Source organism: Xylophilus rhododendri (assembly GCF_009906855.1).
In the GTDB taxonomy this organism is placed as follows: domain Bacteria; phylum Pseudomonadota; class Gammaproteobacteria; order Burkholderiales; family Burkholderiaceae_C; genus Xylophilus; species Xylophilus rhododendri.
Genome location: NZ_CP047650.1, coordinates 3343862 through 3358464, shown reverse-complemented (window position 1 = coordinate 3358464; position 14603 = coordinate 3343862). Strand labels below are relative to the sequence as shown.

Annotated in this window: 15 protein-coding genes; 8 read left to right on the top strand and 7 right to left on the bottom strand. The window is 69.3% G+C overall.

Features of this window, described 5'->3' with window-relative positions; genetic code table 11:
- Positions 1-9: 9 nt before the first annotated feature.
- From GT347_RS15555 to GT347_RS15535, 5 genes are all read right to left on the bottom strand, one after another.
- On the bottom strand, positions 10-1608 hold the full coding sequence (locus GT347_RS15555) for an acetolactate synthase large subunit (protein WP_160553048.1): 1599 nt from the start codon (positions 1606-1608) through the stop codon (positions 10-12).
- Between the two features lie 83 nt (positions 1609-1691).
- Positions 1692-4001: a xanthine dehydrogenase family protein molybdopterin-binding subunit gene (locus GT347_RS15550; RefSeq protein WP_160553047.1), complete on the bottom strand. Its 2310-nt coding sequence runs from the start codon at positions 3999-4001 to the stop codon at positions 1692-1694.
- Positions 3998-4984, bottom strand: a complete 987-nt coding sequence (locus tag GT347_RS15545) for an FAD binding domain-containing protein (RefSeq protein WP_160553046.1) — start codon at positions 4982-4984, stop codon at positions 3998-4000. The genes GT347_RS15550 and GT347_RS15545 overlap by 4 nt, the downstream gene beginning before the upstream one ends.
- Complete coding sequence (locus tag GT347_RS15540; RefSeq protein ID WP_160553045.1) at positions 4981-5514, bottom strand: 2Fe-2S iron-sulfur cluster-binding protein; 534 nt, start codon at positions 5512-5514, stop codon at positions 4981-4983. The genes GT347_RS15545 and GT347_RS15540 overlap by 4 nt, the downstream gene beginning before the upstream one ends.
- 86 nt (positions 5515-5600) lie before the next feature.
- Entirely contained in the window at positions 5601-6683 is a 1083-nt protein-coding gene (locus GT347_RS15535; RefSeq protein WP_160553044.1) for a hypothetical protein, read from the bottom strand.
- 166 nt (positions 6684-6849) lie between these two features.
- Here GT347_RS15535 and GT347_RS15530 point away from each other — a divergent pair, with 166 nt between their 5' ends.
- Positions 6850-7101, top strand: a complete 252-nt coding sequence (locus tag GT347_RS15530; protein WP_160553043.1) for a type II toxin-antitoxin system Phd/YefM family antitoxin — start codon at positions 6850-6852, stop codon at positions 7099-7101.
- A gap of 316 nt (positions 7102-7417) precedes the next feature.
- Positions 7418-7717, top strand: a complete 300-nt coding sequence (locus tag GT347_RS15525; protein ID WP_160553042.1) for a hypothetical protein — start codon at positions 7418-7420, stop codon at positions 7715-7717.
- A gap of 11 nt (positions 7718-7728) precedes the next feature.
- On the opposite strand, the gene GT347_RS15520 is transcribed toward GT347_RS15525, so the two are convergent.
- Positions 7729-8160, bottom strand: coding sequence for a type II toxin-antitoxin system HicB family antitoxin (locus GT347_RS15520; RefSeq protein ID WP_160553041.1), 432 nt, complete (start codon positions 8158-8160; stop codon positions 7729-7731).
- A 29-nt stretch (positions 8161-8189) separates the two neighbouring features.
- Positions 8190-8369, bottom strand: coding sequence for a type II toxin-antitoxin system HicA family toxin (locus tag GT347_RS15515; protein WP_160553040.1), 180 nt, complete (start codon positions 8367-8369; stop codon positions 8190-8192).
- 264 nt (positions 8370-8633) lie between these two features.
- Between GT347_RS15515 and hisD the strand changes: the two genes are divergently transcribed.
- From hisD to GT347_RS15485, 6 genes are all read left to right on the top strand, one after another.
- Positions 8634-9950 carry a histidinol dehydrogenase gene (gene hisD, locus GT347_RS15510; protein ID WP_160553039.1) on the top strand — a complete coding sequence of 439 codons (1317 nt, stop codon included), beginning with the start codon at positions 8634-8636 and terminating at the stop codon, positions 9948-9950.
- Positions 9947-10714, top strand: coding sequence for an SDR family NAD(P)-dependent oxidoreductase (locus GT347_RS15505; protein ID WP_160553038.1), 768 nt, complete (start codon positions 9947-9949; stop codon positions 10712-10714). Before hisD ends, GT347_RS15505 begins: the two co-directional genes overlap by 4 nt.
- The gene (locus GT347_RS15500; protein WP_160553037.1) at positions 10711-11724 is read left to right on the top strand and encodes a LacI family DNA-binding transcriptional regulator; all 1014 of its coding nucleotides are present in this window, start codon (positions 10711-10713) and stop codon (positions 11722-11724) included. The genes GT347_RS15505 and GT347_RS15500 overlap by 4 nt, the downstream gene beginning before the upstream one ends.
- A 34-nt stretch (positions 11725-11758) precedes the next feature.
- The gene (locus GT347_RS15495) at positions 11759-12730 is read left to right on the top strand and encodes a Bug family tripartite tricarboxylate transporter substrate binding protein (RefSeq protein ID WP_160553036.1); all 972 of its coding nucleotides are present in this window, start codon (positions 11759-11761) and stop codon (positions 12728-12730) included.
- Positions 12731-12732: 2 nt separating this feature from the next.
- Positions 12733-13539 carry an HpcH/HpaI aldolase family protein gene (locus GT347_RS15490; RefSeq protein WP_229722331.1) on the top strand — a complete coding sequence of 269 codons (807 nt, stop codon included), beginning with the start codon at positions 12733-12735 and terminating at the stop codon, positions 13537-13539.
- Positions 13540-13651: 112 nt separating this feature from the next.
- The gene (locus tag GT347_RS15485; protein ID WP_160553035.1) at positions 13652-14593 is read left to right on the top strand and encodes a hypothetical protein; all 942 of its coding nucleotides are present in this window, start codon (positions 13652-13654) and stop codon (positions 14591-14593) included.
- Positions 14594-14603: the final 10 nt, after the last annotated feature.

Here is a 14603-nt window from a genome sequence, read left to right as displayed (position 1 = left end):
GCCCGGCCGTCAGGCCAGCTGCACTTCGATCAGGAAGGGTCCCTGCATCGCCAAGCCGTGCCGCAGCAGGCGCAGCAGCTCCTGCGTGGTCGTGGCCTGCGCGGCCTCCACGCCCATGCCCTGGGCCAGCTTCACCCAGCTGATCTCGGGGTTGACGATGGACAGCATCTGCTCGGCCCGCGCGCCCCAGGTGCCGGCGCCGACGTTGGCCATCTCGCCCTTGAGGATCTTGTAGCCCTTGTTGGCGAAGACGATGGTGAGCACGTCGAGCCGCTCGCGCGCCTGGGTCCACAGGCCCTGGATGGTGTACATGGAGCTGCCGTCGCCCTCCAGGTTGATCACCTTGCGGCCCGGGCAGGCGACGGCCGCGCCGACCGCCATGGGGATGCCGTCGCCGATGGCGCCACCGGTCAGCTGCAGGTAGTCGTGCGGCGCGCTGGCGCGCGAGATCGGGAAGAAGGCGCGGCCGGCCGTCACCGATTCGTCCACCACGATGGCCTGCTGCGGCATCAGCGCGGAGACGGCCTGCAGCACCGCGTCGGGCGTGAGGGCGCCGTCGGGCAGGGGCAGGGGCGCCTCGGGCTGCAGCAGCGGCGCGGCGTCGGCCGCGCCCAGGCGGGCGGCCAGTTCCTTCAGCACGGCGGGCAGGTCGTCGCTCGGCTGGGTCAGTTCGATCAGGGTGGCGGCCGGGTCCATCAGGTAGTCCGGCTTGCCGGGGTAGCCGAACATGGGCGCGGGCACCTTGGCGCCGACCAGGATCACATGGCGGGCATCGCGGAAGGCGGCCACGCCCTGGTCCACCGGGGCGGGGGTGCGTTCGATGACGACCCGGCCCCGGCCGCGTTCGATGCGGCCGTTGGCGTACTGCGCCAGCAGGCGCGCGCCGCTGCGCTGGGCGATGCGGCTGGCGTCCTCCAGCGCGCCGGCGCGCAGGGCCCGGCCGGAGAGCAGCAGGATGGTGTTCTCGCCGCTGCGCAAGGCCTTCAGCGCGGCGTCGAAGCGCTGGTCCGACGGCAGGGTCGGCGGCTCGGGCGCCAGCACCACCGGCTGCCTGTTCCGGGTCTGCGTCCAGGCGGTATCGGCCGGCAGCACCAGCGTGGCGATGCGGCCGGGCCGGCTGTTGGCGCGCTGCACGGCGGCGGCGGCGTCCTGCGCGATGTGGTCGGCCGAGCTGCAGGTGTGCACCCAGTCGCACATGGTGCGGGCGATGCCCTCGATGTCGCCGGTCAGCGCCGAGTCGGTGGCCTTGTGGCCCTGGCGGTGCTCACCCACGATGTTGACCATGGGCACCTGCGCCCGCTTGGCGTTGTGCAGGTTGGCCAGGCCGTTGCCCAGGCCCGGCGCCAGGTGCAGCAGGGTGGCGGCGGGTTTGTCGGCCATGCGGGCGTAGCCGTCGGCCGCGCCGGTGACCACGCCTTCGAACAGGCCCAGCACGCAGCGCATGCCCTCGATGCGGTCGAGGGCGGCGACGAAGTGCATCTCCGAGGTGCCGGGGTTGGCGAAACACACGTCCACCTGGTTGGCCAGCAGGGTCCGCACCAGGACCTCCGCGCCGTTGGGTGGGTCCTGGGCGGCGCGGGCCGCGGCGTCTGGCAAGGCTGCTGTCATGGCTTGTTGGCACGCGCAGGGGCTGCGCGTTTGTCTCTTGTTGATGGCTGCACGATTGTGCGGCCATCGACTTCGCCCACGCCTCAGAGCAGCTTGTCCAGCGTGACCGGCAGGCTGCGCACCCGCTTGCCGGTGGCGTTGAAGACCGCGTTGGCCACCGCCGCTCCCACGCCGGTGATGCCGATCTCGCCCACGCCATGGGCGCCCATGGGGCTGTGCGGATCGGGCTCGTCGGTCCAGATGACGTCGATGGCGGGCACGTCGAGCTGCACCGGCACGTGGTATTCGGCCAGCGACGGATTCATGATGCGGCCGCTGCGTTCGTCGAAGAAGGTCTCCTCGGTCAGCGCCAGGCCCAGGCCCATGACGATGCCGCCGCGGAACTGGCTGGCGGCCGTGCGGGCGTTGAGGATGCGGCCGCAGTCGAAGGAGCCGAGGAAACGCGAGACCCGGGTCTCGCCGGTGACCGCATTCACCCGCACCTCGCAGAACTGCGCGCCGTAGGAATGCATGGAGTATTTCTGCATTTCCAGCGGCGGCGGGGCTTCGGCCTCGACCTTCACTTCGGCGAGGCCGGCGCGGGACAGGATGGAGGCGTAGCTTTCGTGGCGATCCGGGTGGCCGTGCTGGCACAGGCCGCTGTCCTGGGCGTCCAGCTCCTCGGCTTTCAGGCCATGCAGCGGCGATTCGCGGCCGGCGAGTTCCAGCAGTCGCTCCAGCAGCTTTTCGTGCGCGGCGATCACCGCCGCGCCGATGGAGGCCGTCTGCGAGGAGCCGCCGGCCAGGGTGCCTGCGGGCATCCTGCTGTCGCCGTATTCGAAGCGCACTTTCTCCAGCGGCAGGCCCAGGCGCACCGCCACATGCTGGGCCTGCACGGTGGCCGTGCCCATGCCCATCTCGTGGCTGGCCATCTGCACGACGGCGCTGCCGTCCGCGCCCAGCGTGATGCTGGCGGCGCCGCCCGGCATGCGGAAGTAGGGATAGGTGGCGGTGGCCATGCCCAAACCGACGAGCCATTCGCCCTCGCGGCGGCTGCCGGGCACGGCGTGGCGCCGGTCCCAGCCGAAACGTTCGGCGCCCTGCTCCAGTGCCTTCAGGTAGTGGCGCGAGGAGAAGGGCAGGCCGGAGGACGGGTCCTTCTCGGGCTCGATGCGGCGGCGCAGTTCCACCGGGCAGAGCTGCATCCGGTGGGCCAGCTCGTCGAGCGCGCTCTCCAGCGCGAAGGTGCCGATGGATTCTCCTGGCGCGCGCATGAAGGTGTTGGCCACCATGTGCATGTCGGCCACCTTCTGCTCCAGCAGCATGGTCTTGGTGGCGTAGAGGTGACGGGCCGGGAAGGTGAACTGCTCGGGGCAGTTGTTGTGCGGCGTCATCGCCACGCAGCCGGTGTGGATCAGGGCGGCCAGGGTGCCGTCCTCGTTGGCGCCCAGGGCCACCCGCTGCTCGGTGGTGGTGCGGCCGCCGATGGCGCGGAACACGCCCTCGCGCGAAAGCACCAGGCGCACCGGGCGGCCGGCCAGCTTCGAGGCGGCCGCGGCCAGCATCTGGTGGTCCCACAGGCCCTTGCCGCCGAAGGCGCCGCCGACGAAGGGGGAGCTCACATGGACGTCTTCCTCCTTCATGCCGAAGACCTCGGCCAGCGTCCAGGCCGTGCCGTTGATCATCTGGGTGGCGTCGTGCACCCGCAGCTTGCCGTCCTGCCAGGCGACGGTGACGCCGTGCAGTTCGATGGCGTTGTGGTTGTGGCGCGGCGAGGTGTAGATGGCATCGACGCTGTGGGGCGCGGCCTTGAGCGCCGCCTCGGCATCGCCGATCTCCACCCGGGGCGGCTCGCCCAGGACGGTGTCGGGCACCCGGGCATGGGCCATGGCGGCGTGGAAGTCGGTGTCGGCCGGCTCGGCTTCGTAGCGCACGCGGATCAGGGACTTGGCATGGTCGGCCTGCTCCTGCGTCTCGGCCAGCACCACGGCCACCGGCTGGCCGTTCCAGTGGATGCGCTCGTCCTGCATCACCGGCAGCTGGCTGGCGCCGGCCGCGCGGGGCTTGGTCATCATCAGGGAGGGCGGCTGCATGCGCGGCGCGTTGCGGTAGGTCATCACCAGCGTGACGCCCTCGGCCGACTCGGCGGCCGAGGTGTCCAGTTCCGCGATACGGCCATGGGCGATGCTGCTGAAGGCCAAGGCGGCGTAGAGCATGCCGGGCATGTCGACCTCGGCCGCGAAACGGGCGCGGCCCTGTACCTTGAGCGGGCCGTCCACACGGGCCACCGCCTCGCCCAGCAGGCCATGGCGATCGCGCAGTGCATCGGGCGAGGCGCCGGGCACGAAACGGTCGGGCAGATGCGGCAGGACGGCCTTCACGGCCTTCTGCATGACTTCCTGGACGATGCTCATGCGGCCTCCTTGGCCAGTTGGCCCAGCACCGCCACCATGGTGCGGCGTGCCAGTTCGATCTTGAAAGCGTTGTCGCGCAGGCCGACCGCATCGGCCAGCTCGGCGTTGGCGGCGGCCAGGAAGGCCGCTTCATCCGCGACGGCACCTTGCAGCGCGGCCTCGGCCTGGTGGGCGCGCCAGGGCTTGTGGGCCACGCCGCCCAGGGCGATGCGGACCGCCTGGATCCGGCCCTGCTCCACATCCAATGCAGCCGCCACCGATACGAGCGCGAAGGCATAACTGGCCCGATCACGCACCTTGCGGTAAGCCGAGCGTGCGCCGAAGGCCAGCGCCGGAACTTCCACCGCCACGATCAGTTCGCCGGGCGAGAGCACATGCTCGATCTGCGGCGTGTCGCCCGGCAGGCGGTGCAGCTCGGCCAGCGGCAGCACCCGGTCGCCCTGCGGCCCCGACAGGTGCACCAGCGCATCGAGCGCGGCCAGGGCCACGCACATGTCCGAAGGATGGGTGGCGATGCAGCTCGGCGAGGTGCCCAGCACCGCATGCATGCGATGGAAACCCTCCACCGCATCGCAGCCGCTGCCCGGCTCGCGTTTGTTGCAGCGGGTGGACTGGTCGTAGAAGTAGTGGCAGCGGGTGCGCTGCAGGATGTTGCCGCCGACCGTCGCCATGTTGCGGATCTGCCCGCTGGCGCCGGCCAGGATGGCGCGGGCCAGCACCGGGAAACGCTCCCGGATGGCGGGGTGCAGGGCGACCGCGCTGTTGCTGGCGGCGGCGCCGATGAGCACGCTGCCGTCGGCGCGGGCCTCGATGTTCTTGCTCAGGCCCGACACATCGACCAGCGTGGAGGGCCGCTCGATGGTCTCGCGCATCAGGTCCACCAGGTTGGTGCCGCCGCCCAGGTATTTGGCGCCGGCCGCGGGGCCGGCCAGGGCGATGGCCGAGCGGGCATCGCTGGCGCGGTGGTAGGCGAAGGGGTTCATGCGGCCTCCTTCAGCGCGGGCTGCGCGGCGGACTCGGCCTCGAAGGTCTCGGAGATCGCATCGGCGATGCCGTTGTAGGCGCCGCAGCGGCAGAGGTTGCCGCTCATGCGTTCGCGCAGCTCGTCGTGGTCCAGCACCACGCTCGATGCGCAGAGGTCGGCGCTCACCACGCTCGGCATGCCGCGCCGCGCCTCGGCCATCATGCCCACGGCCGAACACAGCTGCCCGGGCGTGCAGTAACCGCACTGGAAGCCGTCGTGCGCCACGAAAGCCTGCTGCAGCGGATGCAGGCCGCCCTCGCCCGAGAGGCCTTCCACCGTGGTGATGTCGCGGCCCTGGTACTGCACCGCCAGAGCCAGACAGCTGTTGATGCGTTCGCCGTCCACCAGGACGGTGCAGGCGCCGCAGGCGCCCTGGTTGCAGCCCTTCTTGGTGCCCGAGAGGCCGAGCTGCTCGCGCAGCAGGTCGAGCAGCGAGGTGCGCGTGTCGCACGCCACCTCCACGGCCTTGCCGTTGATGGTGAATTCCATGATCGCCTTCGTGGGGGTTTTGTCGGCACATCATGGGCAGGCGGCCGGGCCGGCCTGCTACCAGCTGTGACGCGCGCCGAACCGCTTCAGGCGCGCAGCAGCGGCAGGCGGGCGGCCAGGTACTTGGCCAGCCGCAGCGGGAGCGAGGTGAGCGAACCGAAGAGCAGCACCATCAGCAGCTGCCCCGCCACCATGGTCAGCGCGATTGCCTCCAGGGCCCACAGGCTGCCGGGCGGCGCCAGCACCCCGGCCAGCCAGGGGTGCAGGAAAAAGATCACCAGCCCGTTGACCACCAGCAGCTGCAGCGTGCGCCGGCCCACCCAGGCCAGGGCCCGGCCGCCGGCCGGCAGGCGCACGGCGATGCGCTGCGACAGGCCGACCACCGCGAAACAGCCCACCAGCGCCGTCAGCAGGAACAGCGGCAGCACGCCGTACTGGCCGGCGATCATCAGCGCCACGAAGCTGCCGGGCACATTGGGGCAGTCGCCCGCCAGGTCCCAGCGGCAGCCGGTGTTCCAGCCGGCCGAGACCACCGTGAAGACCAGCGCCGCCAGCACCAGTCCGTCATGCCGGCCCAGCCTTTGCATCAGGCTGCCCGGCCCGGCCATGCGGTGGCCGACCGCGAAGAAGAGCAGCCCCGGCAACAGCGCCGACAGCTCGAACACATTGGAAGCCCGCGCCTGCGCCCACACGAAGCCGGCCAGCACGATGGCGGCCACCGCCAGGCGCCGCGCCATCGGACCCTGGCTGAGCAGGTGATACGCCAGTTGCACCAGCGCCAGCGCGGCCAGGAACCAGACGATCACCGCCTTGAAGTGGCGCAGTTCGATCAGCGGGAACACCAGCGCCTTCCAGTCCGGCGCTGCCGTGGCGTACAGCGTGCCGGCGGCCCAGCAGAAGACATGCACGATGTAGGCGGTGAAGAGCAGCGCGCAGGCATTGCGCAGCTGCGGCCGCAGCTCCCGCACCCGGTGGACCATGCCCGAGAACAGGAAGAACACCGGCATGTGGAAGCTGTAGATCAGCTTGAGCTGCGCCGCGACCGGGGCCGCGCGTGTGTCGCCGTACAGGTAGAGCTCGCCGATCGCATGGCCGTAGAGCACCAGCAGCATGGCGATGCCCTTGCCGATGTCCACGGCGGGATTGCGCTGGGCGCTGTGCTCGGGCATGGAGGGCCTTCCGCGCGCCCGGGAAGCGGGCGGCGGGCAATCGTATCAATCTGTGTACAAACTGTCGATCTGCTGGGGCTGCTGCGGCCAAGGCCAGCGCGGGGGGCAATGGTTGACCCAGCTGAACGATTGGGTAAAAACGAACGCTCAATCGACGGAGTGCCCAATGCTGACCTTGACTGCCACCGAAGCAAGAACCCGGTTCGGTGAATTCCTGCACCGCGCCCAACGCGAGCCCATCGGCGTGTTGAAGCACGGCCGCATGGTCGGCGTCATGCTCAGCGTGCAGGACTTCCAGGACATGCGCGCCTTTTATGCCGAGCGGCTGCAGTACCGCCTCCAGGACTCGGCGAACGCAGCCGAACGGGCGGGCTTGACGCCTGGGGCATTCGTTGCGCTGCTGGCCGATGAAAGTTGAGAAGGGCGTGGTCGCAAGGCATCCCTCCATCGGATGACAGGATGGGCTTCGCGCGCTGCTTCCGTTAAAGTTCGCCGTCGCGTGATGAACGCGGTCGGGATTGGCGTCCTGAAAATCCAAAGCTCACGGCTAAGGCCGTTAGCCCACCGCAGCTATGCGGCCTTTTCTATTCGAACCGTTTTATGGCGGCTCGAGTGGGAGGGTTCGCGCCCTGCCGGTTTTTTGCCGTAGGCTTTGGTCCGGTACGCCAACCCGTTCGAGCCGCCGCCACCTCCAAGCAGGTGTGCGCCGGTTTTCTCTTGAACAGGAGACTGGCATGACGAAGAACCCATCGAACGAACGACCCGATGCAGCGCTGGCATCGGACATCACCCCCGAAGCATTGGAGCAGGCCCGCCATGTCCTGCGCCAGCTCTGCTCGCTGGCCAACGTGGCCGTCGGCCTGTCGCGCGAAGCGGCATCGGTCGATGAGGACGGGGAGGCCTTGCCCCACCATGCGCAACTGCTGCAGCTGCTGGTCGAACGCATCGGCTGGATGGCCGACGTGGGCCTGCGCAAGCTGGGCGACAGCGGCTGCTTCGCGCGTGCGGAAGACTGGATGCTGCCGGAGGTGTGAGCCGGCCGGCGTCAGGCGAAGCGGATGTTCAATTCCAGCTCGCCCCCCAGCGCACGGAACGCGGCGGCCAGGGTATCGATCTTGGTGGCGTGATGCAGGTTCAGCAGCCGGGTGACCTCCTGCGGCTTCACGCCCATGGCCCGGGCGAGGTCGGCCGGGCGCTCCTTGCGTTGCACGACAAGGTTGAGAAGTTCGACCTTGGCGGCCACCGAGAGGGGTAGCGCGACCAGCACCTCGCGCCGGCGTGCCTTGGTCGGCGGCGGGACCAGGCGGCCTTCCTCGAAATAGAAGTCCATGGCGGTGATCAGGGCGTCGCCGGCCATGGACTCGGCCTCTTCTCGGGTGTCGCCCTGGGTGATGGCTTCGGGGATGTCCCGGAAAGTCACCACGAAACCGCCATCCGGATCGGGCTCGAACGAGGCGGGGTAGTTGCGATGGGTCATGGCATGGGGATGTGGGATGCCCGGCGCATTCAGGCCTTCATGCCCAACTGCTTGAGGATGGCGCGCCGCGTACCTTCCTTCAACTCCTGCGAGGGATGCCGCGGGAGCGTGCTGCAGTGGCCCCGGAAGTAGAGGCGCCAGTGCCTGGTGCCGTTCTCGATCCTCACGCCCTCGGCTTCCAGCCATCGTTTGAATTCGCTGATCTTCAAGACTCGACTCCAGCGGCCGCCGAAGATAAGCAAAATTGCGACTCGATGCAAGCATTTTTGTTTACTTGAGCGATGGATGGGCGGCACAGGCGAAAGTCTGGAGTGGCTGCAAGAACGGCCATTGACCGCTCGTTGCCCGAAGCGACCGTCCATCGGCAGGGCCCAGGGTAAACCCCCTTTGCATACGTTTGCACAGACTCAAAAGTCTGTCTTGCAAACCTATGCAACCCAGCGGCCAATGCCGTCCCCGACGAGACAAAACCCATGATCAGACACCTCAAACGCGGCAAGGACATCCAGGTCCGCGCCGACGACGACGCCAAGGTCCGCGCCACCGTGGAGGGCATCATCCAGGCGGTCGAAACCCGTGGCGATGCCGCGGTGCGCGACTACAGCCGCCAGTTCGACCAGTGGGACCCGGCTGACTTCCGCCTCTCGGCCGACGCGATCGAGAAGGCCCGCAAAAGCCTGTCCGCCCGCGAGGTCGAGGACATCGCCTTCGCCCAGACCCAGATCCGCAACTTCGCCCAGATCCAGCGCGACTCCATGCGCGACGTGGAAGTCGAGACCTATCCCGGCGTGGTGCTGGGCCACCGGCACATTCCGGTCAACGCGGTCGGCTGCTACATCCCGGGCGGCAAGTACCCGATGATCGCCTCGGCCCACATGAGTGTGCTGACCGCCAAGGTGGCCGGCGTGAAGCGGGTGGTGGCCACCGCGCCGCCGTACCGGGGCGCGCCGCATCCGGCCATCGTCACCGCCATGGCCATGGCCGGCGCGGACGAGATCCTGGTGCTGGGCGGCGTGCAGGCGGTGGTGGCGATGGCGGTCGGCACCGCCAGCATCGCGCCGGTGGACATGCTGGTCGGCCCCGGCAATATGTATGTGGCCGAGGCCAAGCGCCAGCTCTACGGCCGGGTCGGCATCGACCTGTTCGCCGGGCCCACCGAAACCCTGGTGATCGCCGACGACAGCGTGGATGCCGAGATGTGCGCCGTCGACCTGCTGGGCCAGGCCGAGCACGGCCCCACCTCGCCCGCCATCCTGCTGACCGACAGCGAGCCGCTGGCGCGCGCCACCATGGCCGAGGTGCAGCGCCAGCTGGCCATCCTGCCCACCGCGGCCATCGCCGCCGTGAGCTGGGAGCAGTACGGCGAGGTGATCGTCTGCGACAGCCGCGAGGAGATGCTGCAAAAGGCCGACGAGCTGGCCTTCGAGCATGTGCAGGTGCTGACGCGCGACGCGGACTGGTTCCTTCAGAACATGAGCAACTACGGCGGCCTGTTCCTGGGCCCGCGCACCAACGTGGCCTTCGGCGACAAGGTCATCGGCACCAACCACACCCTGCCGACCAACCGCGCGGCGCGCTACACCGGCGGCCTGTGGGTGGGCAAGTTCCTGAAGACCTGCACCTACCAGAAGGTGCTGACCGACGCGGCCAGCGCCACCATGGGCGAGTACTGCTCGCGCCTGTGCCACATGGAGAACTTCACCGGCCACGGCGAGCAGGCCAACCTGCGGGTGCGCCGTTATGGCGACCGCGCCGACCTGCCCTGGTACGAGCCGGTGGCGGCGCCATGAGCGGCTTGCCGAGCACCCCCAGCTTCCGCCTCGATGGCCGCAAGGCCCTGGTGACCGGCGCCGGCCGCGGCATCGGCCTGGCCGCAGCCGCCGCGCTGGCCCAGGCCGGCGCCGTGGTGACGCTGGCGGCCCGGTCCGAGGACGAGCTGCGCCAGGCCTGCGAGCAGATCCGCGCCGCGGGCGGCCAGGCCGATCACCTGGTGCTGGACGTGACCGATCCGCAGGCCGTGGACGACAGGCTCGCCGCCGCCAGCCCCTTCCAGATCCTGATCAACAACGCCGGCCTCAACCGGCCCAAGCCGCTGGTGGAGGTGTCGGACGAGGACATAGCCGCGGTCTTCGACCTGAACGTGAAGGCGGCCCTCTACGTGACCCGCGCCGTCACCCGCGGCCTGCTGGCCGCCGGCCTGCCGGGCTCCATCGTCACCATCTCCTCGCAGATGGGTGTGGTGGGCAGCCCGCGCCGCACGCTCTACTGCGCCAGCAAGCATGCGGTCGAAGGCATGACCAAGGCCCTGGCCTGGGAGCTGGGCGGCAGCGGCATCCGCGTCAACACCATCTGCCCGACCTTCATCGAGACGGCCATGACGGCCGGCATGTTCGCCGACCCCGCTTTCCGCGGCTGGGTCACCGAGCGCATCGCACTCGGCCGGCTCGGCCGGGTGGAGGAGGTGATGGGCGCGGTGGTGTTCCTGGCCAGCGACGCCTCCAGCCTGATGACCGGCAGCGCATTGATGCTGGACGGCGGCTGGAGCGCCGCATGAGGTCCGGCGCCAACGCACAGGCCGTGGCCGAGCTGGCCAAGGTCTCGCAGTCGGCCGTCAGCCGCACCTTCACGCCGGGTGCCAGCGTGTCGGAGGACACCCGCGCCCGGGTGCTCGCCGCGGCCAAGACCCTGGGCTACCGCCCCAACGCCCTGGCGCGCAGCCTGATCACCCGGCGCAGCCAGATCATCGCCCTGGTGATGGGCTACCTGGAGAACCAGTTCTATCCGCTGGTGATCGAGAAGCTCTCGCAGAAGCTGCAGAAGCAGGGCTACCACGTGCTGATGTTCATCACCGAGCAGGACGAGCAGACCGACGGCGTGTTGGCCGAGATCCTGCAGTACCAGGTCGATGGCGTGGTGATGGCCTCGGCCATGCTCTCGCCCGACCTGGCGCGCCAGTGCGCCGATACCGGCGTGCCGGTGGTGATGTTCAACCGGGTGCCGCAAACCCACGCCTTCGCCAGCCACGGCACCAGCGCGGTCACCTCCGACAACCGGCGCGGCGGCCGCCTGGTGGCCGAGCTGCTGCTGGCGCGCGGCTACCGGCGCATCGCCTTCCTGGCGGGGCTGGAGAACTCCTCCACCAACCTGGAGCGCGAACGCGGCTTCCACGAAGCCATGGCCGAGGCCCGCATGCCGGTGTTCGCCAGCGCGCACGGCCACTACGACTTCGAGCGGGCCAAGCAGGCCACCCGCGAGCTGTTCGCGGGCGAGGAGAAGCCCGACGCCCTCTTCGTCGCCAACGACCACATGGCCATCGCCGCACTCGACGTGCTGCGCCAGGAGCTGGGGCTGAAGGTGCCGCAGGAGGTGGGTGTCGTCGGCTTCGACGACGTGCCGCAAGCCGCCTGGGGCGCCTACCGGCTGACCACCGTGGTGCAGAGCGTGGAGGAGATGGTGGAAGCCACCGTCGGCCTGCTGCACGAGCAGATGCGCGAGGACGCCGCGCCGCGCAATGTGGTGATTCCCTGCCGCATCGTGGAGCGCGACACGGTGCGCGCCGCCTGAGCCCGATTCGAACAAACACAAGGAGACAAAGACCATGATGACCCGCAAATTCTTTCTGGCCCTCGCAGCCGCGGCAGTCGCCCTGCCCGCCCTGGCCCAGCCCGCCGCCTGGCCCGACAAGCCGATCAAGTTCGTCGTGCCCTTCTCGCCCGGCGGCGTGTCCGACGGCGTGGCCCGGCTCGTCGCCCAGCACCTGGGCCAGCGCCTGGGCCAGCCGGTGGTGATCGAGAACAAGCCCGGCGTGTCCGGCATCGTCGGCACCCAGTCCGTGGCCCATGCGCCGCCGGACGGCTACACCCTGATGGGCGGCACCATCACCACCCATGCGGTGAACGCCTTTTTCAACAAGAACCTGGGCTACGAGCAGGTCAAGGACTTCGTGCCCATCGACCTCGTCGGCATGGTGAGCAACGTGCTGGTGGTGGCCGCCGGCAGCCGCTTCGACTCGGTGCAGCAGATCACCGCCGAACTCAGCGCCAAGCCCGACAGCCTGACCTACGGCACCGCCGGCCCCGGCACCTCGCAGCACCTCTCCGGCCAGCTCTACCAGAACATCAGCCACACCCGCATGCGCCAGATCGTCTACAAGGGCGGCTCGCAGGCCATGGTGGACCTGATCGGCGGGCAGATCGACATGGTCTTCGAGACGGTGGCCGCCGCGCGCCCGATGATCGACGGCAAGCGCGTGAAGGTGCTGGCCGTGACCTCCGCCCGTCGCCTGGCCAACATGCCCGCCGTGCCCACCATGGCCGAGGCCGGCGTGCCGGGCTTCGAGATGCAGTCCTGGCAGGGCATCTTCGCGCCGGCCGGCACACCCGCGCCCATCGTGGACCGGCTGGGCCGCGAGATCGCCGCCATCGTCGCCCTGCCCGATGTGCAGGACAAGCTGCGCAACCTGGGCGTGGAGCCCGACGGCCGCACCTCCGCGGCCTTCGCCGCCTTCCAGAACGCCGAGATCGTGAAATGGGGCAAGGTGATCCGCGACGCGGGCATCCAGGCCGAATGAGCATGAGCATGAACACGGACATCCGCCACCCCCTCGACGACCGCCTGCCGGCCCTGCTGCGCAGCGGCCGCACCCTGCGCGCCATCTTCAACTCCCTGCCCAGCCCGGCCATCGTGGAGATGTGCGCCTATGCCGGCTTCGATTTCATCCTGATCGACAACGAACACGGCAGCGCCGACCTGGGCATCACCGAACACATGCTGCGCGCCGCGCGCGCCAGCGGCATACCGCCGGTGGTGCGCTGTCTGCGCCAGGACATCGCCCGGGTGCTGGACATGGGCGCCAGCGGCGTGCAGATCCCCATGGTGCAGAGCGCCGAGGAAGCGCGCGAGCTGGTGCAGCAGGTGCGCTACCCCGGCACCGGCCGGCGCGGCAGCGCCTTCAGCCCGCGCGCCGCCGGCTACGGCGCCTTTCCCGGCGCGGAGCACACCCGGCGCAGCAATGCGGGCGTGGCGCTGATCGTGATGATCGAGACCGAAGAGGCGGTCGCGCAAGCCGCCGAGATCGCCGCGGTGGAAGGCGTGGATGCGGTCTTCGTCGGGCCCAACGACCTGTCGCACTCGATGGGTTTCGGCAGCGACTGGAAGGCGCCGGAGGTGGATGCGGTGATCGAACGGGCGCTACGCGCCATCTCCGGCGCGGGCCAATGCGCCGGCATCATCGGCATGAACGGCGCGGACGAGGCGCGCTACGGCGCCTGGGGGGCGCGCTTCTTCGCGACCGTGGCTTCGAGCGTGATCACGCATGCGCTGCGGCAGGCGGCGCAGCCGGTGCCTGCAGCCGCCAGGACAGGCGGGCCGGGATATTGATGACTTGATATCGGCAATCGGGGTTTTCGAGACCAAGTCATTCAATATCGAAGATTAGTCATCTTGAAACAGGATTACCGGGATGACGGCGGCGGCTCCAAAATGCCGCCGCATGAAATTCACCCTCTCCGCCATGGCGGCCATTCTCGCCACCATCATTTTGTGGGCGCACCACGATCCGATGCTGCTGGCGCATGTGGACCAATCGGATGGCGATGCCGATACCGCGCCCGCCATGGCCGCGTCCGGCCCGGCGGCGGAGGACTCGAAGGACCCGCCCAACATCTCGGCCGAACTCCTGCGCCGCTACAACGCCGGCGGCGACATGCGGGCGTTTTTCAGCTACGCGCTGCAGCATCCGGAACAGGGCGGTTATTTCTACGCCGTGAAATTCATGCGGCAATGCCAGGATTCGGCGGATAAAACCGAGACGGGCGATATCCGCCCGGTGGCCGATCACCCCGCCGCGGAAATCGTCAAATCCCATCACATGCATCTGGCACGCAAGCAGCTGCAAATGCGCTGCGCGGATTTTGTCTCGGAGGAAATCTCCCGAACGCGGGCCCGGGACCTGTGGAGCAGCGGTTTGTCGCAAGACCCCCTGGTCAAGGCCGTGGCCGAATACCACGCGAGCTTCGAACAATATTCCAGGGACCCGGCCCAGGCCGCACGGCTCGGCCAGGCGGTGACCCAGGTGCTGCGCATGGAAGACCCGCTGGTCTTCGAAGACCTGGGCTGGCGCCTGGCGCTGCAACCGCGCGACGGCGGCAAGGGTTTCATGCTCAACGGCAACTTCCATCCGCTGGATTCCGACACCGACGTGGCCTCGGCCCTCTACCTGCTGCCCTGCGGCACCGGCCTGCAATGCGACCGGCACGAGTTCGATGTCGCCCTGCGCTGCGCGGCCGGCGAGGACTGCGACGCCAGCCGCTTCGAACGCGTCGAAAGAATGCTGCGCACACGGCCGGGGAGTTATGGCCGGGTGCTGACCGCCTACGAATCCATGCGCACCGCCGTCGCCCTGGGCGACACGCAGTTCTTCGACCGGCGCTGAAGCGCGCGCC

Excerpts from the sequence above, each read along its gene's own strand:
- GT347_RS15525 (WP_160553042.1), top strand. The coding sequence starts at position 7,418 with ATGACGAAGAACCCATCGAACGAACGACCCGATGCAGCGCTGGCATCG.
- GT347_RS15550 (WP_160553047.1), bottom strand. The coding sequence starts at position 4,001 with ATGAGCATCGTCCAGGAAGTCATGCAGAAGGCCGTGAAGGCCGTCCTG.
- GT347_RS15530 (WP_160553043.1), top strand. The coding sequence starts at position 6,850 with ATGCTGACCTTGACTGCCACCGAAGCAAGAACCCGGTTCGGTGAATTC.
- hisD (WP_160553039.1), top strand. The coding sequence starts at position 8,634 with ATGATCAGACACCTCAAACGCGGCAAGGACATCCAGGTCCGCGCCGAC.
- GT347_RS15490 (WP_229722331.1), top strand. The coding sequence starts at position 12,733 with ATGAGCATGAACACGGACATCCGCCACCCCCTCGACGACCGCCTGCCG.
- GT347_RS15540 (WP_160553045.1), bottom strand. The coding sequence starts at position 5,514 with ATGGAATTCACCATCAACGGCAAGGCCGTGGAGGTGGCGTGCGACACG.
- GT347_RS15500 (WP_160553037.1), top strand. The coding sequence starts at position 10,711 with ATGAGGTCCGGCGCCAACGCACAGGCCGTGGCCGAGCTGGCCAAGGTC.
- GT347_RS15555 (WP_160553048.1), bottom strand. The coding sequence starts at position 1,608 with ATGACAGCAGCCTTGCCAGACGCCGCGGCCCGCGCCGCCCAGGACCCA.
- GT347_RS15495 (WP_160553036.1), top strand. The coding sequence starts at position 11,759 with ATGATGACCCGCAAATTCTTTCTGGCCCTCGCAGCCGCGGCAGTCGCC.
- GT347_RS15485 (WP_160553035.1), top strand. The coding sequence starts at position 13,652 with ATGAAATTCACCCTCTCCGCCATGGCGGCCATTCTCGCCACCATCATT.
- GT347_RS15520 (WP_160553041.1), bottom strand. The coding sequence starts at position 8,160 with ATGACCCATCGCAACTACCCCGCCTCGTTCGAGCCCGATCCGGATGGC.
- GT347_RS15505 (WP_160553038.1), top strand. The coding sequence starts at position 9,947 with ATGAGCGGCTTGCCGAGCACCCCCAGCTTCCGCCTCGATGGCCGCAAG.
- GT347_RS15535 (WP_160553044.1), bottom strand. The coding sequence starts at position 6,683 with ATGCCCGAGCACAGCGCCCAGCGCAATCCCGCCGTGGACATCGGCAAG.
- GT347_RS15545 (WP_160553046.1), bottom strand. The coding sequence starts at position 4,984 with ATGAACCCCTTCGCCTACCACCGCGCCAGCGATGCCCGCTCGGCCATC.